Below are 21,216 nucleotides of genomic sequence, written 5' to 3'. Positions count from 1 at the left end.
TAGGGTGGCGGACGCAGGCGTCCGCGCGGCGTCCGGTCGACGCGGGCGTTAGTATTTCGGTTTGGCTTGGCCGCAACAAGCGCGAAACTACGCAAGCCCTCTACGTATTACTACCGAATGCGCCGCAGCATATTTGCCGCCGCGATCGTAAAATCGACCGCAAACCCGCATGAGTTGCGTGGCCCCATTCTCTTGATGCACCGCAACACGCGCAATCCGCGCTGATACAAATCCCCTGATGAAGCTGCGTCTGAAAATCCTGCTGCTGGCCGCCGTCCCCCTGCTGGTGGCGCTGGCGGCCATTGCCGTGGCCGTCTACGTGCAGGGCCTGCAACTGGCGCAGCGCGAAAAAGAGGTGGTGGAAAGCGCCTGGCTGGGCAGCAAGGAAAGCGAGCTGCGCCACTATGTCAGCCTGGCCTACAGCGCCATCGCCCCGCTGCAGGACGCCAGCGACGGCGACGCCGCCCGCGAGCGCGCGCTGGCGCTGCTGGCGCAGATGGAATTCGGCCACGACGGCTATTTCTTCGTCTACGACCTGCAAGGGCGGAACCTGATGCACCCGCGCCAGCCCGAACTGGTCGGCCGCGACCTCTGGAACCTGCGCGACACCCACGGCCAGCCGGTGATCCAGAACCTGCTGACGGCCGCCCGCCGCGGCGGCAGCCAGGGCGAGGCGGTGCACTACCAGTGGGAAAAGCCCTCGACCCACCAGATGGTGGAAAAGCTCGGCTACGTGGTGGTGCTGGAACGCTGGGGCTGGATGCTGGGCACCGGCATCTACCTGGACGACGTCGAACAGACCCTGGCGCACATCGACGCCGCCGCCCAGTCCAACATCCGCAACATGTTCGCCTGGGTCGCCGGCATCGCCGCCGTCTCGATCCTGGGCGTGGCCGCCTGCGGCCTGGCGCTCAATATCAGCGACCACCGTCAGTCCGACGCCAAGCTGCGGCTGATGGCGCAGCAGCTGGTGCGGTCGCAGGAAGACGAACGCGCCCGCCTGTCGCGCGAGCTGCACGATGGCATCAGCCAGGTGCTGGTGTCGATCAAGCTGGCGCTGGAAGCCGCGCGCGAACGGGTACGCCAGGCCCTGGGGGCCGAGCCTCGCGCGCTGGCGCACATCGACACGCCATTGGGCAGCGCGCTCGATCGCCTCAATACCGCGGTGGGCGAAGTGCGGCGCATCTCGCACAACCTGCGCCCGACCCTGCTGGATGACCTGGGCCTGCCGGCCGCGCTGGAGCACCTGGGCCGGGAATTCGCCGGCGCCAGCCAGGATGGCGCGGCGCCCCTGACGGTGCGGCTGGCCACGCAGGGCCGCCCCGTCAAGCTGCCCGACGCCTACGCCACCGCCCTGTTCCGCGTTACCCAGGAGGCCCTGACCAACGTCGTGCGCCACGCCGGCGCCCGCCGCGCCGACCTGACGCTGGCATACACCGAACGCGACCTGCGCCTGACCATCCATGACGACGGCCGCGGCTTCGACTACGCCGAAGTGCAGCAGGATCCGCGCCGCGGCATCGGCCTGCGCAATATGCGCGAACGCATGACCGCGCTGTCCGGCAGCCTCAGTTTCCATACCTCCGACCAGGGCACCACCCTGCAGGCCTGGCTGCCCTTGCCGCCGCCCACCCCCGACGTTTCCAGACCCGCATGACCGACCCTGGCTCCCCCATCCGACTGCTGCTGATCGACGACCACCCGCTGGTGCGCGACGGCCTGCGCCTGCGCCTTGAGACCGTGCCGCACCTGCAAGTGGTGGGCGAAGCCGGCAACGCCGCCGCCGCCCTGGCCTTCCTGCAGGCCTGCCTGGCGGAGGACCCGCTGGGCGGCACCCTGCCGCAATTGGTGCTGATGGACCTGAACATGCCGGGCGTGGGCGGGCTGGAACTGACCGCGCAACTGCATGAACGCTATCCGCAGATCGCGGTGCTGGTGCTGTCGATGCACGACAACGCCGAATACATGGTGCAGGCGGTGCGCGCCGGCGCTCGCGGCTACCTGCTCAAGGACGAGCCGGCCCAGGAGATCCTGGCGGCCATCGACGCGGTCATGACCGGCCGCACCTACTTCAGCGCCGCCGTGTCGCTGCGCCTGTCGCAGGCCAGCGCGCCGGCCACCCTGCTGACCCAGCGCGAGCGCGACGTGCTGCGCCACATCGCCAGCGGCCACGCCAACAAGCAGATCGCCCAGGCGCTGGGCCTGTCGGTGCGCACCGTCGAAACCCATCGCCTGAACATCAAGCGCAAGCTGGGCATCGACGGCCAGGCCGAACTGATCAAGTATGCGGTCGAGAACCGCGGCGTATAACCCCTCCATCCGTCGGGTTTCCGGCTGCGAAGCCGGCCCGCGCTGGAGTAGACTTGCGTGTTCATCGCCATCGCCGGCGCGCAGCCCCCAGGAGTTCCCATGTCATTGGAAAGTCACTACACCGCCATTCTCGAAGCACTGGGGGAAGACCCATCCCGCGAAGGCCTCGCGGACACGCCGGCGCGCGCGGCCAAGGCCATGCGCCACCTGTGCCGCGGCTACAACCAGAACCTGGAAGAGATCGTCAACGGCGCCCTGTTCACCTCCGACACGCGCGAGATCGTGCTGGTCAAGAACATCGAGCTGTATTCGCTCTGTGAGCACCACATGCTGCCCTTCATCGGCAAGGCGCATGTGGCCTACCTGCCCAACGGCAAGGTGCTGGGCCTGTCCAAGGTGGCGCGCATCGTCGAGATGTACGCCCGCCGCCTGCAGATCCAGGAAAACCTCAGCCGCCAGGTGGCCGAGGCGGTGCAGTCCGTCACCGGCGCCGCCGGCGTGGCCGTGGTCATCGAAGCCCAGCACATGTGCATGATGATGCGCGGCGTCGAAAAGCAGAATTCGTCCATGGTCACGTCGGTGATGCTGGGCGAATTCCACGACAACCCGTCGACCCGCGCCGAATTCCTCAGCCTGATCCGCTGAAGCGAGGTTCGTTCCGCACGACCATCCAGATGCCGCACGCCGACACGGCCGTGCCCACCAGCATCAGCCAGGACAGCGGCTCGCCGAACATGGCCCAAGCCCACACCAGGGTAACCGCCGGGCTCAGGTACAGCACGCTGGCGACACGGGTGGGAGACGAGCGCCGCAGGCAGATCCAATACAGGCCGTAGCCGCCCAGCGTCGACAGCGCCGCTGTCCACAGCACGCTGAGCGCGAACCCGGCGCTGGCAACCGGCAGCAGGCTGCCTTCCCTGCCCGCCAGCGCGGCGAAGGCCACCGCCGAAATCGCGCATTGCACCCACAGATTGGACAGCAGCCCCATGGACGAGGGGGAATCGGCCTGCTTCTGCCACAGGGTGGCCAGCGCCAGCGACAGCATGCCCAGCAACGGCAGGCCGTAGGTCCATAGCGGCGTCCCGCCCCAGGCCAGGGCATCGCGCGTGACCAGGATCACGCCCAGCAATCCCAGCAGCAAGCCCAGCCAGGCGCGCCTGTTCAGGCGCTGGCCGAGCAGCCCGGCGCCCAGCAGCGCCGTGCCGATCGGCAAGAGGTCGGCGATCAGCGCGGCCAACCCCGCCGGCACGCCGTATTCGATACCCTTGGCGACGCCCGCCAGGTAGCCGGCCATCGCCAGCAGGCCGATGCCGGCGTGGCGCAACAGCAGCGCCGCCGGCGTGCGCCGCAACGGACCCGCCACCCAGGGCAACAGCGCCAGCGCGACCAACACGCAGCGCCAGAACACGACCAGGAAGGCCGAGCCGTGGTCGATGGAAAAGCGCGTGCCGACGAACCCCGAGCTCCAGGTCACGACCAACGCGGCCTCCAGCGCCAACAGCGGCACGGCGGCCGGGGCGGTCCGCCGAACCGCGATTGGCACGGAGGCGGCGTTGCAGGCATCCCCGCGGGGCATGGCAAGGTGGGGCATCGATGGTTTTCTCATGACCTTGACCTTAAGGCCAGGCCATAATCAAATAAATCAAAATATATTTGCCGCCTCGTTCACAAAATCGAAATCATGAACCAATCACTGGATATCGACCTGCTGCGCACGTTCCATGCCGTGGCCCGGCTGGGACAATTCCGCGCCGCGGCCGAGCACGTCCACCGCAGTCCGGCGGCGGTCAGCGTCCACATCCAGCGGCTGGAGGCCGTGGTCGGCGGCCGGCTGCTGGAGCGCGACAACCAGTCGGTGACGCTGACGCCCCTGGGCCAGCGCGTACTGGGCGGCACGGCCGAGCTGCTGCGCGTGCACGACCGGGTACTGGGCGGCATCCAGGGGACGGCGCTTGCCGGGCGTATCAAGCTGGGCCTGCCCGACGAGTACGCGGCCCACGTCATCCGCGACATCCTGCCGCTGTTCGCCGCGGACTGGCCGGGCGTCGTGCTGGAAGTGACGACGGCGCCCAGCCTGGCGCTGCGCGACCAGGTCGGCCGCGGTCGCCTGCATCTGGCGCTGGCGGCGCAAGCGATGGCCCGGCGGCCGGACCCGCAGTCACTGGCCTGGACCACGCCGGTGTGGGTGGGAAGCGCCAGGCTGGGGACGCCATTGCCCGATCCCCTGCCCTTGGCCCTGCACGCGGCGCACTGCCCCTACCGGGAGGCAATGACCACCAGCCTGGATCGCGCGGGCCTGGCCTGGCGGACGGTCTTGAGCAGTCCGTCGAGCCAGGCGGTCGAAGCCTGCGTCGAGTCGGGCCTGGCCGTCAGCCTGATCGATCGCTCGCGGGTGACAAGCGCCATGCGGGTGCTGGACACGCTGCCGGCCATTGCCGCGCATGAGATCGTTCTGCTGCGCGCGGCCTCGGCGCAAACCGCCCCGGCCACCGACCTGCTGGAACAGACCCTGCGGCGGCATTTCAGGCTCTAGCGCGACGAGCGGGATCGCCGGTCACGGCGAGACCTGCCGGCACGGGTCCGCCCGACTCGCACCCTTTTTCCGCCCGCTCTCCCCCAAAAGACGTAGGACGCCCGGGCCGCCGCCCCAAGGCGGGGCAGCCCCCTTGGCTCCTATCGAATACGGCATCTGGCCCTAGCGCTGTGGCCCCATCCGGGCAAACTGGCACCACAGGCCGCACCGGCACAAGCCGGTCGCGTCGGGGCGCGGCCCATTCTCTCCCGGAGATCACCATGAACGCGTTATACCGCCTCATCCGCCGCGGCATCCTGGCCGGCCTGGCCGCCACCCTGCTGGCCGCGCCCGCCCACGCCCAGACCCGCCTGACCGTGGGCTACCAGCTCATCGTCGGCCCCTTCCTGACCGCCATCGCCGACGGCAGCTTCGATGCCGCCCTGAAAGACGCCGGCTACCAGGTCGACTGGCGCCAGTTCACCTCCGGCGGCGACATTTCCACCGCGCTGGCCTCGGGCAACGTGCCGGTCGGCGTGCTCGGTTCCACCGGCATCACCTCGGCCGCCACCCGCGGCGTCGACCTGCAACTGTTCTGGATCCTGGACAACATCGGCAAGTCGGAAGCGCTGGTGGCGCGCAACGGCTCGGGCATCAACGGCACCGCCGACCTGAAGGGCAAGCGCGTCGCCACGCCGTTCGTGTCGACCTCGCACTTCCACCTGCTGGTGGGGCTGGAACAGGTCTGGAAGATCAACCCGCGCGACGTGCGCATCCTGAACATGCAGCCGCCGCAGATCGTGGCCGCCTGGCAGCGCGGCGACATCGACGCCGCCTACGTCTGGCCGCCCGCGTTGACCGAGATCGAGAAGACGGGCAAGGTCATCGCCGACTCCGAAGCCATCGGCCACGCCAGCGTGCCGACCTTCGACGGCCTGGTGGTCGACCGCGCCTGGGCCGCCAAGAACCCCAAGTTCATGGCCGCCTTCACCGCCGTGCTGGCCAAGTCGTACGCCGCCTATCGCGCCAACCCAGCCGCCTGGACCGCCGACTCGGCCCAGGTCAAGAGCATCGTCAAGCTGATCGGCGGCAAGCCCGACGACGTCGCCACCGCGCTCAAGCTGCTGACCTTCCCCACCGCCCAGGAACAGGCCTCGCCCGAATGGCTGGGCGGCGGCAAGGAATCGGGCGCGGCGCGCGCCTTCGCCGCCAGCGCGAAATTCCTGAAGGACCAGAAACAGATCGACAAGGCGCTGGCCGACTACAGCGCCCACGTCACCGACCAATACGCCAAAGCGGCCGCCAAATAGCCGCGGCCACGCGCCGGACGCGCGCCGCAAGCCGCGTCCGGTCCCGGCGCCCCGCCTGGCCCGCGGGCGCCGCACCATGCAAGGGGACCTCGCATGACCTCACCCGCCACGCCCGCCGCGCAGGCCCTGCGCGCGGACCACGTCAGCGTCACCTACCCCGGCCTGCACGACAGCGGACCGGTGATCGCGCTGCAGGACGTCAACCTGACCATCGAGCCCGGCGAATTCGTCGTCGCGCTGGGGGCCTCGGGCTGCGGCAAGACCACGCTGCTGAGCCTGCTGGCCGGTTTCCTGTCGCCCACCGACGGCGAGATCACGCTGGGCGGACGCCCCATCATCGGCCCCGGCGCCGACCGCGGCGTGGTGTTCCAGAAGCACGCGCTGCTGCCCTGGCTGAACGTGCTGGAGAACACCGAATTCGGCCTCAAGCTGCAGGGCGTGGACAAGGAGACGCGCCGCGCCCGCGCGCGCCGCAACCTGGAGCTGGTGGGCCTGAAGGACTTTCACCGCCACATGATCTACCAGCTGTCCGGCGGCATGCAGCAGCGCGTCGGCATCGCCCGCGCCCTGACCTGCGATCCGGCCATGCTGCTGATGGACGAGCCGATGGCCGCGCTCGACGCGCTCACGCGCGAGACCATCCAGGAGCTGCTGCTGGATATCTGGCGCCAGACCGGCAAGATGTTCTTCTTCATCACCCATAGCGTGGAAGAGGCGCTGTTCCTGGGCTCGCGGCTGATCGTCATGTCGCCGCGCCCGGGACGCATCACCCACACCTTCCAGCCGGACTTCAACCGGCGCTACCTGGAGACGCGCGATGGCCGCGGCATCAAATCAAGTCCCGACTTCATCGCGATGCGCGAGCAAGTCCTCGGCATCATCTATGGCGACGAGCTTGCCGCCTCCGACGCGCAGGCCGTCCATGCCTAGCGGCCTGGGCGGCCGCCGGCCCGCCGCGCCCGGCAAGGTGTATGGCGCGCCGGGCGCCGGCTACAGCGGCCACATCAGCCTGCTGACCAGCATCGCGCTGCTGGCGCTGTGGTTTTTGGCCACCAATGCCGGCTGGGTCAAGCCGCTGTTCCTGCCATCGCCGCAGGCGGTGTACGGCAAGTTCGTGTCGGCCATGACCGAGGGCGTGGCCAACTCGACCCTGGCCGAGCACGCCATGGCCAGCCTGACGCGGGTGTTCTCGGCCTTCTTCCTGGCCTGCGCCACCGCCATTCCGGTCGGCATCCTGATGGGCGTGAACCGCTACGCCCGGGGCATCTTCGATCCGCCGATCGAGTTCTACCGCCCGCTGCCGCCGCTGGCCTACCTGCCGCTCATCATCATCTGGTTCGGCATCGGCGAATTCCCCAAGATCCTGTTGATCTACCTGGCCATCTTCGCGCCCATGGCGATCGCCGCGCGCGCCGGCGTGCGCTCGGTGTCGATCGAGCAGATCCACGCCGCCTACGCCATGGGCGGCAGCCGCATGCAGATCGTCTGGCACGTGATCCTGAAGGCCGCCATGCCCGAGATCTTCACCGGCATGCGCATCGGCATCGGCGTGGGCTGGACCACGCTGGTCGCCGCCGAGATGGTGGCAGCGGATCGCGGCCTGGGCTTCATGGTGCTGAACGCGGCGCAGTTCCTGGCCAGCGACACGGTCATCATGGGCATCATCGTGATCGGCGTGTTCGCTTTTGCTTTTGATCTGCTGGTGCGGTATCTGGAGAAATTCGCGATTCCGTGGAAGGGGCGGATTTAGGGCGGTCTTAACCGAATCTGCGCTCGTTTCTGATCCTTATCCGATCCATCCACTCATAGAACAGAAGTATGAGCAGCATTACGGTGAAGGTTATCAGCGCATCCTCCGTTGCACTGGTCCGTTCATATTCAAGTGTTCTTTTCAAGTATCCCGGCGGAAGTTGACTGACTCCTTCGTGCAATATGTCCGCCACTCGCCTGACCTCCCCAAACACCGGGGCAGCTTGTGCGAACCAGACGACCTTGACCGTCTTCCCCTCAAGATGAACATGCCTTGTGCGTCCATCATTGAAGCAGTCGGGGTTGGCGTTCAGATATTGCCCTCCGCAGGTGTAGTCATGCCCATCCACCATAAGCATGTAACCTCGCTTGATGCGGTACTGAAAATGCGCCGTCCCTTCCGAAACGCGCATGTCGCTCTCTGCCGGAGGCTTGGCCAGATAGGCATAGGCAAATGGGATACCGAAAGCGAGAAGATACCCGAGGAGAAACATCAGCCGCACGCCGTTCCGGTTGCCAATTTTCTTGAAAATTCCTTTTAGCCTCTGCAACACCCACATCTCGCAATCCCAGGAAATATTGTCGTAATCGGACGGCACGTCTCGTCGCATGCAACGATCATCAAGGCACTCCCAGCCTTATTGGATTTGCACGCCCCTGTTCCTCTTCCTGTCCAGCCATTCATAGAAGATAGATGCACCGGTTGATGGGAACCAGGCCACAGATATGGTCTTTCCCACCAGCCTCTGGTGCTCTTCCAGACTGGCAAAGCAATCTGGATTGGAACCGGCATACGGACTCCCGCAACTGTAGCTTTTGCCATTGACCATCAGGATGTAGCCGCGTTTCATGCGATGTTGGAAGCTCGCTGTTCCTTCTTCTGAAAAAATGGCGTCTTTGGCGGGATAGCCGGCGAAGTATGCATAGCCAGCAGGCCCAGACACATGCATCGAGACCTCACCATGCTTGCGATGGATGAAATAAGAGAAAACGCGTTCGCACCCAGACTTACCGAAGCGCTTACGGACTTGCCCAGCCTTTTCTGCACGCCAATCCCGACTTGGCCCAGACCTGCAAGCGCTCGTTAGATACCATATATTTAATTTAATCTGCGCTCATTTCTTATCCGTATCCTATCCATCCACTCATAAAAGAGCAGCACGAGCAACATCACGAAAAAAGTAACTACCGCGCTGAGTTTTGAGCTTTCTCTCTCATATTGAAGCCTTTGTTCTAAATAGCCCGCCGAGAACTGACTGACACCGTCGTACCGTATATCCGCGACCCGCCGGACGGAGCCGAAGATATGGGCAGCTTGCCGGAACCAGATGACCTGAATCAGCTTCCCCTCCAAGAGGGCGCGTTTTACAGGCCACTCTTTCAGGTTAAAACAACTGGGGTCGGCGTTGAGATATACCCCTCCGCAGGTGTAATTATTCCCGTCCACAACGAGCATGTATCCCTGCTTCATCCGATACTGAAAATGCGCCGTCCCTTCCGAGACGCGCATATCACCCTCCCCCGGAGGCTTGGCCAGATAAGAATAAGCAAGTGGAATGCCAAAAGCGACGAGATATCCCAGGAGAAACATCAGCCGCACGCCGTTTCTGCTGCCGATTTTCTTGAGGATTTTTTTCAGCCCCTGCAACGCTTCGCCTCGCGCAATCGTTCAGGGATTATTTTTCCCGCCTGTCGCGTCAATACCCGCAATAACCCCCTAACTACGTGGGTGCTAATTTTATTTCTCCTTTCTCTTTACCCATTCCGCATAAATACCGCCAAAAAAGAACGCGACAAAACCAAGCAGCATCAGACGTTTGGATCTTTCCCTTTCTTTCCCTAGCTGCTTGCCGAGATAATCTCCCGGCAACAGCGATTTTCCGTCGTAAGCGATATCGACGATCCTTCTGCTTTCGATGAATGGGTGCATGGCCTGATAAAACCATGTTGCCGAAACCTGCTTTCCTTCAATGCGATTGCGGTCTTCCTGACTCTTTAAACAATCAGTATTGGCTTTGAGAAAAGGGCCACCGCATGTATAGACCTCATCATTCAGCACCAGCTCATAGCCCGTTCCAGGGTCGTATTTGAATTGGACCAAGCCTTCAGAGAGATGCAGATCGGCTGAGGTAGGGAATCTGACAAAGTAGGCATAGCCGCTGGGCAATGCAACAAATGCGGTATATAGCAAGGCCATCCACAGGAATACCGCGTTCCTTCGGCACGTTCGTAGAAATACACGCCAAATTTTCTGCACTATTTTCCTTATTTTCTCGCGGCATCCACCGTCTTCATGGCGGTCTTAATCGAATTTGCGCTCATTTCTCTTCTCCATCCGCCCTACCCATTCGACTAGAAGCAGCCCCAAGAACATGCCAAAGAAAGCAAAAAGTGCGCGCCCTTGTGCGTTTTCCCTTTCCCATTGAAGATTTCGCCCAAGAACGTGCGGTGGCAGTTGAGATTTACCGTCGTAACGTATGTCTACGACACGACGCCGTTCGACAAACGGATAGACAGGCTGAAAGAACCAATCTACGAAAATGGTCTTTCCAGCCAGCCTTTGATGTTCTTCCAGGCTTGTAAAGCAATCTGGATTTGAGCGTACATACGGGCTCTCGCAGCTGTAGTCCTTGCCATTGACCATCAGCATGTAGCCGCGCTTCATCCGATACTGGAAACTCGCCGTTCCCACCTCGGTGAAGATGGCATCTTTAGCGGGATAATCAGCAAAATAGGCATATCCAGCAGGGATCGCGAATCCAAAGACATAGATGAACAGAAACATCAGCCGCACGCCGTTCTTGCTGCCGATTTTCTTGAGAATTCTCTTTAGCTTCTGCAACGCCCCGCCTCTCGCGATCATTTACACGCACAATCGAGCGCATGTATAAGGTCGGAGATAATACGAAAGGCAATTGAAAGCCCCATGACAAAATCCGACGTAGCACGGGAAACGCTGTCACGATCGGGCAACATACGTGCTGGGCACACAGCACGCGCACATGCAAAAAGGCCGGCATGCTTGCGCAATGCCGGCCCTCGCCCGCCGTTCATATCACGGATATACGGAAAATCCGCGCGGCGCCAACTCCGATCCATCCGTGAAACGCCAAACCCGAATCAAAACGCCACCGTGCTCGACAACATCCAGGTACGCGGCGCCGCCGACGAGATGAAGTTGCGCCCAGAGATCGTCCAATAATGATCGTTCAGCACATTGTTGACGCTGGCCAGGAAGGTAACGTCGTAACCCGCCACGCGGGTAGCGTAGCGCGCGCCGACATCGAAGCGCCGCCATGAACCGATGCGCTGGGTGTTGGCCAGGTCGACGTAGGCCGCCCCGGTATGGATCATGCGGCCGGTCAGCGTCAGGCCTGGAACCGCGGCCAGGTCATGCTCCACCCCCAGATTGACGTTGAGCTGCGGCACGCCAATGGCCCGATGGCCATCGTTGACGCCGTTGGCCGTCTTCAGCATCTTCGCCTCGATCCAGGCAACGCCGCCCAGCACGCGCGTCCCCGGCGCCACTTCGCCGAACGCCTCCAGTTCGACGCCGCGGTTGCGCTGGCGCCCCGCCGCCTTGAACACATTGTCGGCGTCGAGGAAGGCGCTGGTCTTGCGGATGTCGAAGTAGGCCAGCGTCAGCCCGTATTCTCCGCGATCCCACTTCAGGCCGATCTCGTGCTGGCGCGAGATGTAGGGCGCCAGTTGCGCGCTGGCATTGCGCGCGCCGGCGGGCGCGGTGTCGCCACGCGTCAACGCCTCGGCATAATTGCCATAGACCGACAGGCCGCCACCCAGCTTGTACAAGGCCGCGTAGGTGGGCACCACGCGCGACTCGTCGTAACTGCCCTTCTTCAACGATTGGTGGCGGGCGGCGACGGTGACCAGCAGCCGGTCCTGGAACAGGCCGATGGTATCGGCCGCGGCCACGCTGTTCAGGTACTGCGCGGGGCTGTCCACGCCAGGCACGTGCGGCGCGCCGTCGGCAAACGGATCCGGCACGTCGACCTGCTCGTAGATGGTGCCCACGACCGGCGTGGCCAGCCGGCGCGACACCTCGCGCAGATTCCGCAATTGCTGCCGCTGCCGCACCATGCTGAAGGCCAGGCGATGCGAGGTCGGCCCGATGCGGGCCTCGCCGCGCACGCCCAGGTCGCCGACCTCGTTGACCTGGTCCCACAGCATGCTGGTGGCGCTGGCATAACGGTAGCGTCCCTCGCCGTCGATGGTGGTCTGGTCGATGTAGTAGCGAGTCGGCGCGCTTTCCTTGAGCTTGCCGTAGCGGGCGTAGGCCGTCCAGCCCGGCGTGAAGTCCCATTCGCCGCCCACCACGCCGAAGCGCTGGCGCACGTCCAGGACCTCCCAGGAGGGCTTGGGATGGATGTCGGGGTCGGGCACCGACGGCACGCTGGCGCCTGGCGCCAGCAGCCAATGATTGAACATGGGCGTGGAACGGCGCCGCGTGTAGCCGGCGTCAAGCGTGGCGCGCACATTGGCGCCGCGGTAATCGAGCGCCACCTGCATCGCGTCCAGGCGCCGTCGCGCGTCGTCGTAGCGCTTGCCGTTTTCGGCGGTGGCGTTGACCCGGATCCCCCATTGCCGGTTTTCGCCCAGGCGCTCGCCCATATCCAGGTGCGTGCCGAACAGGGCCTTATCGGTGGCGTAGGCGGACACGACGCGCACCGGGGTATCGATGGCGCGCTTGGGCACCAGGTTGAAGGTGCCGCCGACGGTGCTGCCGTAGCCCGAACCGCCGATCAGGGCGGCGGCGGGACCTTTGAGGATCTCTACGCGCTCGTAGTGCTGGATCGGGATGCTGCTGTAGGCGAACAGGCCCTCCAGTCCATCGAACAGGTAGGCATCGCTATTGGTCAGGAAGCCTCGGATCGAACTCTGATCCAGCGGCGAGGTGGCCGACAGGCTGGTGCGGATGGACGGATCGTTGGCCACGATATCGTTCATCGTGCGCGCGCCCTGGTTGCGGATGAGTTCGCTGGTGAACGATTTGGTGGCGAACGGCGTGTCGAACACATCGCCGTAACCCAGCATGCCCAGGCGGCTGCCGCGCGCCACCTGGCCGCCGGCGAACGCAGGCGGCAGTTCCTGCGCCAGCGCCATTGACGAGGCCCGCACGGTGGTCGCGGGCAACGTGACGACCCCCGGCTGGGTGGCCCGGCGCAGGGCATAGCCGCCCGGCCGGGCCACGGCCTCGATGCCGCTGCCGGCCAGCAACAGGCGCAGGGCCTGCTCGTCGTCATGGCTGCCCGACAGCCCTGCGCTGTGCGCGCCCGCCACCAACGCGGCGTCATAGCTCAGGTTGACGCCAGCGATGCGGCCGTAGCGGGCCAAGGCCTGATCCAACGGCCCCGGCGCGATATCGTACTGGTGCCGGGCGGCCACTCCCGCCGGCGGCGTCTGGGCCCGCGCGGCCCCGGCCACCATGCCGTCGGCGGCAACGCCGGCCAAGGCCAGCAGCACCATGGGCCAGGCGCGGCGGCATGAGGAAACGATTGGGACGGGGCGGAACGGTATGGTCATGGGTTGCTCGATTCGGTCGTATCGGACCCGCCAGGCGCGGGTCTTCTATCTCTCTTGCCGAACGAGATCCCGCAATCCCCTCAATCGCAATGCGGAAAAGTTGTAACAGCGCCGCCACGGCGCCGTCGGCCCGTCTACGCGCCGGCCGGCAGGATCCGGATCCAGTAGCCCGCCAGGCGGGATACCCGCACGGGCAGCGATTGCTCGATGAAGCGCAAGGTCTGCTCTGGCCGGTCGAGGTGGAAGACGCCGGAAATCCGCAATTCCGCCACCGCCGGGTCGCAGCGGATACGTCCATGCGTGTAGCGTTCCAGTTCGGCGGCGAGGTCCGCCAGGCGGATGTCGCGGCCGGCCACCATGCCATCGACCCAGGCGTCGGGCGCATACCCGGCCTGCTCCGTGGGTTCGACGCCGCGCCGGGCCAGCCAGCGGCTGTCGCCCGCCAGCGCCACCACGCGCATCGCCGGCGCGTCGGCGGGATGCAGCGCCACCGAGCCTTCCAGCACACTGACACGCGCACGCTCGCCAGCGAGCCGGACGACGAAACGCGTGCCCAATGCCTGCAATCGGCCGGCCGGCGTGTCGACCCAGAATTCGCGGCGCGCCGCAAGGCCGGCGTCGGCGCCGGTCTCGACCAGGATTTCCCCGCGCATCAGCGTCACCGTGCGCGCCAGGGCGTCCATGCGCGTGCGCACGGCCGTGTCGGCGTTGAGCACCAGGCGCGTGCCATCGTCCAGCAACAGCGCGCGGCGCTCGCCCGCGCCCGAGCTGGCATCGGCCAGCAACCGTTGCCACGGCGCCTCGGCATAGGCCAGCCAGCCGGTCGCGCCACTGGCCAGGCCGGCGCCGGAGAACGCCAGCAGCTTGAGCGCGCGCCGCCGGGCCTGGCGCGCCCGCGCGCCATCCAGCGCCTGTCCGGCCACGGCGCCATGCTGCGCCGCGACCGTGGAGAACGGGGTTTTCAAGGCAGTGAGATGCCGCCACGCCTGGGCGTGGCGCTCGTCCGCATTCAGCCACGCCGTGAAGGCGCGACGGGTTTCATCGGAAGGCTCGCCGTAATCGACCCTGACGGCCCAGGCGATGGCCGCATCGATCACCCCGGCCGGCAGTTCGACCCCGCGGTTCATTGTTCGAACTGCAAGGCATAGCAGGCGCGCAAAGCGCGGGCGATGTAGCGTTCGACCGTTGCCAACGACAGGCCCAGGCGCAGCGCGATCTGCGGGCAGCTCAGGCCATCGAGTTGCGCCATCAGGAAAGCCTTGCGGGCCGCGGGCTTGAGCGTATCCAGCATGCGGTCGATCTGGACCAGCGCTTGCAGCAGTTCCAGCTGCAATTCGGGTGACGGCGCCAGCGCCTCGGGCTGCGCCGCCAGCGCCTCGAGCCAGGCCTGTTCCAGGTCGCGCCGTCGCCAGTGGTCCACCACCAGGCCGTGCGCGATGGTGCGCAGGTAGGCGCGGGGCTCGCGCATGGCCGCCTCGGCCGCGCGTTCGCGCCGCGCCAGGACCCGCAGGAACACGTCCTGCGCCAGGTCGGCGGCGTCGAACGCGTTGCCCAGCTTACGGAGGAGCCAGCCGCGCAACCAGCTGTAATGATGCGTATAGAGGGTGTGGACGGTCTGCGGCACGGCGGATTTTCCGGCCCGCGCAGCTTGGCCTGGCCCGGTTTGGAATGAATGTGGAACGATTCTCGTTATTGTAGACACGGCGGCGAAACCTTGGCAACGAGGCCGCGCCCGCATTCCGTCCCGGCGAAAACCGTCCGACACCCACGGCAAACCGTTCCATTTCCTGCCTGCCGCGCGCCAATGGCGTGCGCCGGCAGGGCAATCCCGCATTCCTTCGGCCGCCGCCGCTCCTCTATCCTGGGACTCTGTCCCTGGTGTCGCCCCGGCCTTCGCGCCCGCGCCGGCCGGGACGCGCCGCCACTACAAGGAGCCGCCATGTCCAGCCAGGCCTCGATGCTCAAGCCTGTGTTGTGGGAACGCCTGTTCGAACGGGAAAGCGCCCCCAACCTCAGCCTGCAGGGCCGTGTGCGGCAGATGCTGGTGTCGGCGATCCTCAGCGGTCACCTGCCGCCGGGCGCGCCGGTGCCGTCCAGCCGCTATCTGGCGGACCAGTTGCGCATCGCCCGCAACACCGTCGTGTTCGCCTACCAGCAGCTGGTCAGCGAGGGTTACCTGGAATCGCGCGAGCGCAGCGGCCATTTTGTCCATGACGGCGTGCTGGAAGGACGCGCCGCGCCGCCCGCCGCGCTAGCGGATGCGGCGCCATCCGCCGACCATGTACGCTGGGACGAGCGGCTGCGCTTTCGCCCCAGCCGCCAGCGCAACATCGTCAAGCCGCGCGACTGGCAGAAACAGCCCTACCCCTTCGTCTACGGCCAGTTCGACCAGGACCTGTTCCCCACCGCCGAATGGCGCGAGTGCTGCATCAAGGCCCTGTCGGTGCTGGATATCCGCAGCTGGGCGCCCGACCTCATCACGCATGACGACAGCGCCCTGATCGAGCAGATCCGCACCCAGGTGCTTCCGCGCCGCGGCGTCTGGGCCGATGCCGAGGAAATCGTCATCACCGTCGGCGCCCAGCACGCGCTCTATCTGCTGGCCGACCTGCTGGTCAACGAGGACACCGTGGTCGGCATGGAAGACCCCGGCTATCCCGACGCGCGCAACATCTTCGCCAGCCATACGCGCCACCTGCTGCCGCTGCCCGTGGACGACCAGGGCCTGCGCACCGGCACTCACCTGCTGGGCTGCGACTACGTGTTCGTCACGCCCGGCCACCAGTGCCCCACCACCGTGACCCTGTCGCCCGCGCGGCGCGAGGAACTGCTGACGCTGGCGCGCCAGGCCGACAGCCTGATCATCGAAGACGATTTCGAAAGCGAAAGCCGCTGGGGCGACGGCGCCATCCCGGCGCTCAAGAGCCTGGACCGCGACGGCCGCGTGATCTACGTCGGCAGCCTGGCCAAGTCGTTCGCGCCCGGCCTGCGCATCGGCTATATCGTCGCGCCGCGCGAACTCACCGCCGAGCTGCGTGCGCTGCGCCGCCTGATGCTGCGCCATCCGTCCGCCTACATCCAGCGCGCGTTCTCGCTGTTCATCTCGCTGGGCCACCACCATTCGCTGCTGCGGCGGCAATCACAGGCCTATCAAAAGCGCGGCGCGGAACTGGCGCAGGCGCTGGCGCGCTCGCTGCCCGACTTCACCGCGGTGCCCATCACGGGCTCGTCCTCCTGCTGGCTCGAAGGCCCGGCATGGCTGGACGCCACCGAGCTGGCGCAGGCCGCGCTGGCCGAAGGCGTGGTGATCGAACCGGGCCAGGTGTTCTTCATGGACGCCAGCGGCGCGCCGCGCAACTTCCTGCGCGTCGGCTTCACCTCGATCCGCGCCGAGCATATCGGCCCGGGCATAGAGAAACTGGCCCAGGTGGTGCGCCGTTTCCGTTTGCGGGCGGCGGCTTGAAAAGGCGCCGAGACGAGATCAGTCCCATTTATCGGCTGATTTAACGCCGGGCTCACCAAACTCGACTTCAATCAGATTTCAGCAAGTGCGCGCAAGCGGGATTCCCTTGGAAATCCTGCTTGCGCGCTTGCTGTATCCCCCCCACGAGCAGCCCGGCGAACGCCGCCCGCTGCGATTGAAGCAATGCCCAGCCGCCTGAATCCGATGGGCGTCCCTTGGGCGCATGTCCCATCATGAACAAGATTCACTCGCCCAAGCAGCCCAAGCACAACTCCCAGCGCCCGTTGATCGCGGTATCCAGATCATGCGGCAGACTCCAGCCCGGCTCGACGACAGCCGGGGCCCGGCCGCCCCGCCAGGGATCGCCGATCCGCAAGCTATCGACCGCCCTGCCCCTGTTGATTGCCGCCGCGCTCCCCGGCACCGCCCGCGCAGGCTACGCCAGCATCGAGATTCCCTACCAGACGTATCGGGACTTCGCCGAAAACAAAGGGGCGTTCCGGCCCGGCGCGCTGGGCATTCCGATTTATGACAAGTCCGGCAGTCTGCGCGGCACCTTGAGCGACGTCATCCCCTTCATTGATTTCTCCAGCGTCAGCGACAACAACGCGATCGGAACGCTGGTCGCGCCGCAATATACCGTTGGCGTGGCGCACAACGGTCCTCATGACAGCACCCGCCTTGCCGGCGGCACCTACTCCCAGATCCGGAGAGACGTGCACCCGGATTACCATCGGGAACGGGATTGGACCCAGGAGTGGGATTTCGACGTCACCCGCCTGGGCAAGCTGGTGACCGACGCGGCCCCGATCGCCACGTTTCCGGTGCCGCGCACCTCGACGCCGCTGCTTTCCCTCGGCGATCCGGATCTCTGGACAGAGGAAGAGAAAAAGAAATTTCCCCTGTTCTATCGAGTCGGGATGGGTATCCAGTTCGTCGGCGACCATCCCGAACACGGCCACAATCCCATGACGGGCGCGCTCGAACCCGGCCTGCACGAGCTCGGTTACGCCTACAAATGGGCGACGGGCGGCATCGTCACGCCGACCTGGTCGAACGAGACGTTCGTCATAGCGCGGGGGGACAACGGCCTGCTGCCCTCATTCGTGCAGCACGGCGATAGCGGTTCCCCCTTGTTTGCCTGGGATGCGGAACACAGGCGCTGGGTCCTGGCCGGCGTAGCGGCGGATCTCGAAATCCCCCCCGGCGAGGCCGGCTACGTCTATTGGTCGCACCTGCCCGCGGACTTTCTCGACAGCGTTTTCGACAAGGATAACGACCCCGAAGTGGTTTTCACTGAAGGCAACGGCCCCTTGCGATGGGCATTCGACAGCGCACAGGGCGCCGGCCACCTGACGCAGCAGGGCCGCCAGTTCGTGATGCATGGCTACAAGAAGACGCCAGGCCTGGCCTATGCGGGCGGCAATGGCGCGCTCGACTTCGCCGGTCTTGACGCGGGCAAGAACTTGTCCTTGCGCAGCGAAGGCGGCAAGGGCGTGGGCCAGATCACCTTGCAGGACTCCGTCAACCAGGGCGCCGGTTCGCTGACCTTCCACGACAGCTACGTCGTTTCCCCCGAAACCGACCAGACCTGGATGGGCGGCGGCATCGACGTCAGGGAAGGCGCCACCGTGGTCTGGCGCGTCAACGGCGTGGCCGGGGACAACCTGCACAAGATCGGCCCCGGCGCCCTGACCATCGAAGGAAAGGGCGTCAATCCGGGCGGCCTGAAGGTGGGCGACGGCCAGGTGATTCTGTCGCAGCGACCCGACGACGATGGCCACGTCCAGGCGTTCGACGGCATCACCCTGTCCAGCGGCCGCGCCGAAGTCGTGCTTGGCGACGGCAGGCAGGTCGATCCCGACCATATCAAATGGGGCGCGCGCGGCGGGGTGTTGAACCTCAATGGCAATGACATCACGTTCAATCGGCTGCATGCCAACGCAAAAGACCATGGCGCCGCCATCACCAATACCGCGACGAAAACGGCGGCCATGACGATCAATCTCACGCCCGTGCCGCCGCCAACGGTAAGCGATTACATACGGATGCCGGTCAGAGCGGGCACCGGGCAACGGGGCGACCTTTACAAACAGGGGCTCAGCTATTTCGTCCTGAAGCAGGACAGCTTTGGCGCCGTCCCGACCTACGGCTCCCAGGCCAGCGACGACTACTGGGAATACGCGGGGCAATCCTTCGCCGTTGCGCTGGAAAAGGCGAACGAGCGCAAGCGGGAATACTTCCCCGGGCAGACCGAATTCATCTTCTCGGGAATCGTGCGGGGCAATATCGACGTCGGCGTCGCCAGCCCGTCGAAAACGGTTTTCATCGCCGATGGCGGCATGAACCTCGGCGAGAACACATTCACCCAGCGGCAAGGCGAACTGGTGTTGCAGGGACACCCGGTGATCCATGCGATCAACACCCCCGACGAGGCACGGAAACTGCTAGACCTGGGCGACGATTCCGTTAGGACGCAATCGGTGTCGTTCGACCAGCCGGATTGGGAATCGCGCAAATTCGCCATCAAGAAGCTCGCACTGTCGGACACTACCTTCCGCTTGTCACGCAACGCCACGTTGCTGGGCGACATCGTTGCAGAACGCGCAAAGGTGGTCCTGGGCAGCCCGCTGCTGTACCTGAACAGGAACGATGGCGGAGAATTGCCCCAGGAACCGGTCAAGGGCACCTCCATCGCCAACACGGACGCCGACAAGAGCCGCTATCAGGGAACGGTGGCCTTGAGCGATCATTCCACGCTGGACATCCATGAAATATTTGCAGGCGCCGTTGACGCGCGCGACAGCGCCATCAACGTTTTTTCCGATCAGGCGGCGCTGACGGGCTACAGCCGCTTCACCGCCAGCGCATTGACGCTGCACGCCGGCGCGCATTTGCGCGGGACTGCCGGCTGGTATGGAGACAGCGCCATCACGGTGGCCGACGGCGCGGCACTCACACTCTCCGGCAACACCACGAGCCTGTCCACGACAGAGATTCACCCGGCCCATTACTTCACCAATGGCATCAATCTGGGCGGCGCCAATGCCAGCGTGCACCTGGCGCCGGGCAGTCATTCATTCAGCGATGTCTCCAGCCTGGCGGCAAGCGTCATCACTTTGGGCAACGCGGGGGCGACCGCCTCGCCGCAAACCGTGTACGCCGGCGCCGTGACCGCTGCCCAGGCCGGGATGCAGATCCATCACGATTCCCGCTGGATCATCACGGGCGATTCAACGCTGAACTCGCTACGGGCCAACAATGCGATCCTGGGTTTCGACGACAAGAACGCGACGCGCCAAACGTTCCTGACACAGGCAGGTTCCGGTTCCATGCCGCCACTGGATCCGCCCCAGGCCGGGTCGCCAAAAATCGCCTATGCCCTGGCGGCCGACACCGTTACCGCATCGGACAGCGTGTTTGCCTTTCGCGTCGACCCATACAGCGGCGAGCATGACCGGTTGACGGTCGCCACCCGGTTGGAAGGCAGCGGCAACCGCTTGCGTATCGCGGATTTCGGCCTCCCTCAAACCACCGCTTCCGTGCAGGCCAGGGAAAGCCTGCTGCTCAGCGCCCCTTCCTCCACCCCGGCAAACCTGTTCACGTTGGATCAGGCCTTCGCAAGCAGCCACGACGACGCCACACCGGCGCAAGGCGATCCCTGGTTGGGCGGCCTTGCGGTAAGCCGGGACGCGGACCGGCGGCAATGGTGGCTGCTCAGCATGCGCGGCGATGCGCCCTGGCGCGTGACGCAAGATCGCCAGTTTGACTTGCTGCATCTGCCAACGGCGGGACGCGTGGAGTTGTCTCGGCCCGAAGCGGACTGGACGCCGCACACGCTGAAAACCGACACCATGATCGCCAGCGGCGTGCATTTCGCCCTGAACGCGCGACCTCAAAGCGGGGAAAGCGACAGCATCCTTATCACCACCCTGGCCCAGGGCGACGACAATAGTCTGGACCTCTCGCTCCTGTTGCACGAGCCCGTGGCGCTGGACAGTGCCGGCGCCCTGCTGTTGGCGACCGCGCCTTTGCCCACGGCGGACAGCTATTTCAAGCCCGGCTCCATCACGCAAGGGCTGACCGTCTACTCCCCCAACCTGGAAATCGTCAGCACCGGCACGCAGAAAAAATGGCAATTGACGTACAAGAAGCTTCCAGAAGCGTTGCCGCCCGGCGAGGCGCCCGCGCCCGATGGCGCGCCGGCGCCGCCATCGCCGGGTGATGCCGGCGCCGACGGCAAGCCTCATCCCGCGCTGGATTCCGGATCGACGGATACCCCCGACGCCGGCCATGACAGCGGCTCGTCAGACCAACCCGGCAACGCCACG

The 21,216-nt window shown here is 65.4% G+C and carries 18 protein-coding genes; 9 read left to right on the top strand and 9 right to left on the bottom strand.

Going from position 1 to position 21,216, the window contains the following annotated elements:
* Nucleotides 1-238: 238 nt before the first annotated feature.
* The 3 genes from DK459_RS02525 (at nt 239) to folE (ending at nt 2,955) form a co-directional block, all read left to right on the top strand.
* Entirely contained in the window at nt 239-1,657 is a 1,419-nt protein-coding gene (locus DK459_RS02525) for a cache domain-containing protein (RefSeq protein WP_024069007.1), read from the top strand.
* A complete protein-coding gene (locus DK459_RS02520; protein ID WP_006387204.1) occupies nt 1,654-2,310 on the top strand; it encodes a response regulator transcription factor in 657 nt (218 codons plus the stop codon). Before DK459_RS02525 ends, DK459_RS02520 begins: the two co-directional genes overlap by 4 nt.
* 99 nt (nt 2,311-2,409) lie before the next feature.
* Nucleotides 2,410-2,955: a GTP cyclohydrolase I FolE gene (gene folE / locus DK459_RS02515; RefSeq protein ID WP_026383761.1), complete on the top strand. Its 546-nt coding sequence runs from the start codon at nt 2,410-2,412 to the stop codon at nt 2,953-2,955.
* Here the strand turns inward: folE and DK459_RS02510 are convergent.
* On the bottom strand, nt 2,939-3,853 hold the full coding sequence (locus tag DK459_RS02510; RefSeq protein ID WP_233256745.1) for a DMT family transporter: 915 nt from the start codon (nt 3,851-3,853) through the stop codon (nt 2,939-2,941). The two genes, folE and DK459_RS02510, sit on opposite strands and share 17 nt — an antisense overlap.
* 138 nt (nt 3,854-3,991) lie before the next feature.
* Between DK459_RS02510 and DK459_RS02505 the strand changes: the two genes are divergently transcribed.
* The 4 genes from DK459_RS02505 (at nt 3,992) to DK459_RS02490 (ending at nt 7,882) form a co-directional block, all read left to right on the top strand.
* Nucleotides 3,992-4,843 (top strand): LysR family transcriptional regulator, encoded by an 852-nt coding sequence (locus DK459_RS02505; RefSeq protein WP_054470379.1) that lies wholly within the window; start codon nt 3,992-3,994, stop codon nt 4,841-4,843.
* Nucleotides 4,844-5,103: 260 nt separating this feature from the next.
* Nucleotides 5,104-6,132 (top strand): taurine ABC transporter substrate-binding protein, encoded by a 1,029-nt coding sequence (gene tauA, locus DK459_RS02500; protein ID WP_006387208.1) that lies wholly within the window; start codon nt 5,104-5,106, stop codon nt 6,130-6,132.
* Between the two features lie 93 nt (nt 6,133-6,225).
* Nucleotides 6,226-7,062 carry a taurine ABC transporter ATP-binding protein gene (locus DK459_RS02495; protein ID WP_020927892.1) on the top strand — a complete coding sequence of 279 codons (837 nt, stop codon included), beginning with the start codon at nt 6,226-6,228 and terminating at the stop codon, nt 7,060-7,062.
* Complete coding sequence (locus DK459_RS02490; protein WP_020927893.1) at nt 7,055-7,882, top strand: ABC transporter permease subunit; 828 nt, start codon at nt 7,055-7,057, stop codon at nt 7,880-7,882. Before DK459_RS02495 ends, DK459_RS02490 begins: the two co-directional genes overlap by 8 nt.
* A 7-nt stretch (nt 7,883-7,889) precedes the next feature.
* Here DK459_RS02490 and DK459_RS02485 read toward each other — a convergent pair whose 3' ends face one another.
* The 8 genes from DK459_RS02485 to DK459_RS02465 form a co-directional block, all read right to left on the bottom strand.
* Nucleotides 7,890-8,492 (bottom strand): hypothetical protein, encoded by a 603-nt coding sequence (locus DK459_RS02485; protein ID WP_070542573.1) that lies wholly within the window; start codon nt 8,490-8,492, stop codon nt 7,890-7,892.
* A gap of 27 nt (nt 8,493-8,519) precedes the next feature.
* Nucleotides 8,520-8,831 (bottom strand): hypothetical protein, encoded by a 312-nt coding sequence (locus DK459_RS30345; RefSeq protein WP_127913735.1) that lies wholly within the window; start codon nt 8,829-8,831, stop codon nt 8,520-8,522.
* A 149-nt stretch (nt 8,832-8,980) separates the two neighbouring features.
* On the bottom strand, nt 8,981-9,529 hold the full coding sequence (locus tag DK459_RS02480) for a hypothetical protein (RefSeq protein ID WP_054438072.1): 549 nt from the start codon (nt 9,527-9,529) through the stop codon (nt 8,981-8,983).
* Between the two features lie 90 nt (nt 9,530-9,619).
* Nucleotides 9,620-10,078 (bottom strand): hypothetical protein, encoded by a 459-nt coding sequence (locus DK459_RS30340; RefSeq protein WP_146221873.1) that lies wholly within the window; start codon nt 10,076-10,078, stop codon nt 9,620-9,622.
* Between the two features lie 105 nt (nt 10,079-10,183).
* Nucleotides 10,184-10,744 carry a hypothetical protein gene (locus DK459_RS30335; protein WP_070542576.1) on the bottom strand — a complete coding sequence of 187 codons (561 nt, stop codon included), beginning with the start codon at nt 10,742-10,744 and terminating at the stop codon, nt 10,184-10,186.
* Nucleotides 10,745-11,001: 257 nt separating this feature from the next.
* Nucleotides 11,002-13,422, bottom strand: a complete 2,421-nt coding sequence (locus DK459_RS02475) for a TonB-dependent receptor (RefSeq protein WP_070542579.1) — start codon at nt 13,420-13,422, stop codon at nt 11,002-11,004.
* A gap of 134 nt (nt 13,423-13,556) precedes the next feature.
* Nucleotides 13,557-14,549: a FecR domain-containing protein gene (locus tag DK459_RS02470; RefSeq protein WP_024069013.1), complete on the bottom strand. Its 993-nt coding sequence runs from the start codon at nt 14,547-14,549 to the stop codon at nt 13,557-13,559.
* Nucleotides 14,546-15,046 carry a sigma-70 family RNA polymerase sigma factor gene (locus DK459_RS02465; protein ID WP_006387214.1) on the bottom strand — a complete coding sequence of 167 codons (501 nt, stop codon included), beginning with the start codon at nt 15,044-15,046 and terminating at the stop codon, nt 14,546-14,548. Before DK459_RS02465 ends, DK459_RS02470 begins: the two co-directional genes overlap by 4 nt.
* Nucleotides 15,047-15,361: 315 nt before the next feature.
* Here DK459_RS02465 and DK459_RS02460 point away from each other — a divergent pair, with 315 nt between their 5' ends.
* Nucleotides 15,362-16,885 (top strand): PLP-dependent aminotransferase family protein, encoded by a 1,524-nt coding sequence (locus tag DK459_RS02460; RefSeq protein WP_070542581.1) that lies wholly within the window; start codon nt 15,362-15,364, stop codon nt 16,883-16,885.
* A 233-nt stretch (nt 16,886-17,118) separates the two neighbouring features.
* Nucleotides 17,119-21,216 (top strand): S6 family peptidase (locus DK459_RS02455; RefSeq protein WP_146221878.1); only part of this gene is annotated, 4,098 nt, incomplete at its 3' end.

Origin of the sequence: Achromobacter sp. RW408 (genome assembly GCF_003184165.1) — a bacterium.
Taxonomy (GTDB): Bacteria; Pseudomonadota; Gammaproteobacteria; order Burkholderiales; family Burkholderiaceae_B; genus Achromobacter; species Achromobacter xylosoxidans.
The sequence above is the reverse complement of the archived record's forward strand: the minus strand, read 5'-3'. Positions and strand labels throughout refer to the sequence as shown.

What these genes read in the sequence shown, in the direction of transcription:
- DK459_RS02525 (WP_024069007.1), top strand. Translation starts at nt 239, where the DNA reads ATGAAGCTGCGTCTGAAAATCCTGCTGCTGGCCGCCGTCCCCCTGCTG.
- DK459_RS02520 (WP_006387204.1), top strand. Translation starts at nt 1,654, where the DNA reads ATGACCGACCCTGGCTCCCCCATCCGACTGCTGCTGATCGACGACCAC.
- folE (WP_026383761.1), top strand. Translation starts at nt 2,410, where the DNA reads ATGTCATTGGAAAGTCACTACACCGCCATTCTCGAAGCACTGGGGGAA.
- DK459_RS02505 (WP_054470379.1), top strand. Translation starts at nt 3,992, where the DNA reads ATGAACCAATCACTGGATATCGACCTGCTGCGCACGTTCCATGCCGTG.
- tauA (WP_006387208.1), top strand. Translation starts at nt 5,104, where the DNA reads ATGAACGCGTTATACCGCCTCATCCGCCGCGGCATCCTGGCCGGCCTG.
- DK459_RS02495 (WP_020927892.1), top strand. Translation starts at nt 6,226, where the DNA reads ATGACCTCACCCGCCACGCCCGCCGCGCAGGCCCTGCGCGCGGACCAC.
- DK459_RS02490 (WP_020927893.1), top strand. Translation starts at nt 7,055, where the DNA reads ATGCCTAGCGGCCTGGGCGGCCGCCGGCCCGCCGCGCCCGGCAAGGTG.
- DK459_RS02485 (WP_070542573.1), bottom strand. Translation starts at nt 8,492, where the DNA reads ATGCGACGAGACGTGCCGTCCGATTACGACAATATTTCCTGGGATTGC.
- DK459_RS30345 (WP_127913735.1), bottom strand. Translation starts at nt 8,831, where the DNA reads ATGCATGTGTCTGGGCCTGCTGGCTATGCATACTTCGCCGGCTATCCC.
- DK459_RS30340 (WP_146221873.1), bottom strand. Translation starts at nt 10,078, where the DNA reads ATGGCCTTGCTATATACCGCATTTGTTGCATTGCCCAGCGGCTATGCC.
- DK459_RS30335 (WP_070542576.1), bottom strand. Translation starts at nt 10,744, where the DNA reads ATGATCGCGAGAGGCGGGGCGTTGCAGAAGCTAAAGAGAATTCTCAAG.
- DK459_RS02475 (WP_070542579.1), bottom strand. Translation starts at nt 13,422, where the DNA reads ATGACCATACCGTTCCGCCCCGTCCCAATCGTTTCCTCATGCCGCCGC.
- DK459_RS02470 (WP_024069013.1), bottom strand. Translation starts at nt 14,549, where the DNA reads ATGAACCGCGGGGTCGAACTGCCGGCCGGGGTGATCGATGCGGCCATC.
- DK459_RS02460 (WP_070542581.1), top strand. Translation starts at nt 15,362, where the DNA reads ATGTCCAGCCAGGCCTCGATGCTCAAGCCTGTGTTGTGGGAACGCCTG.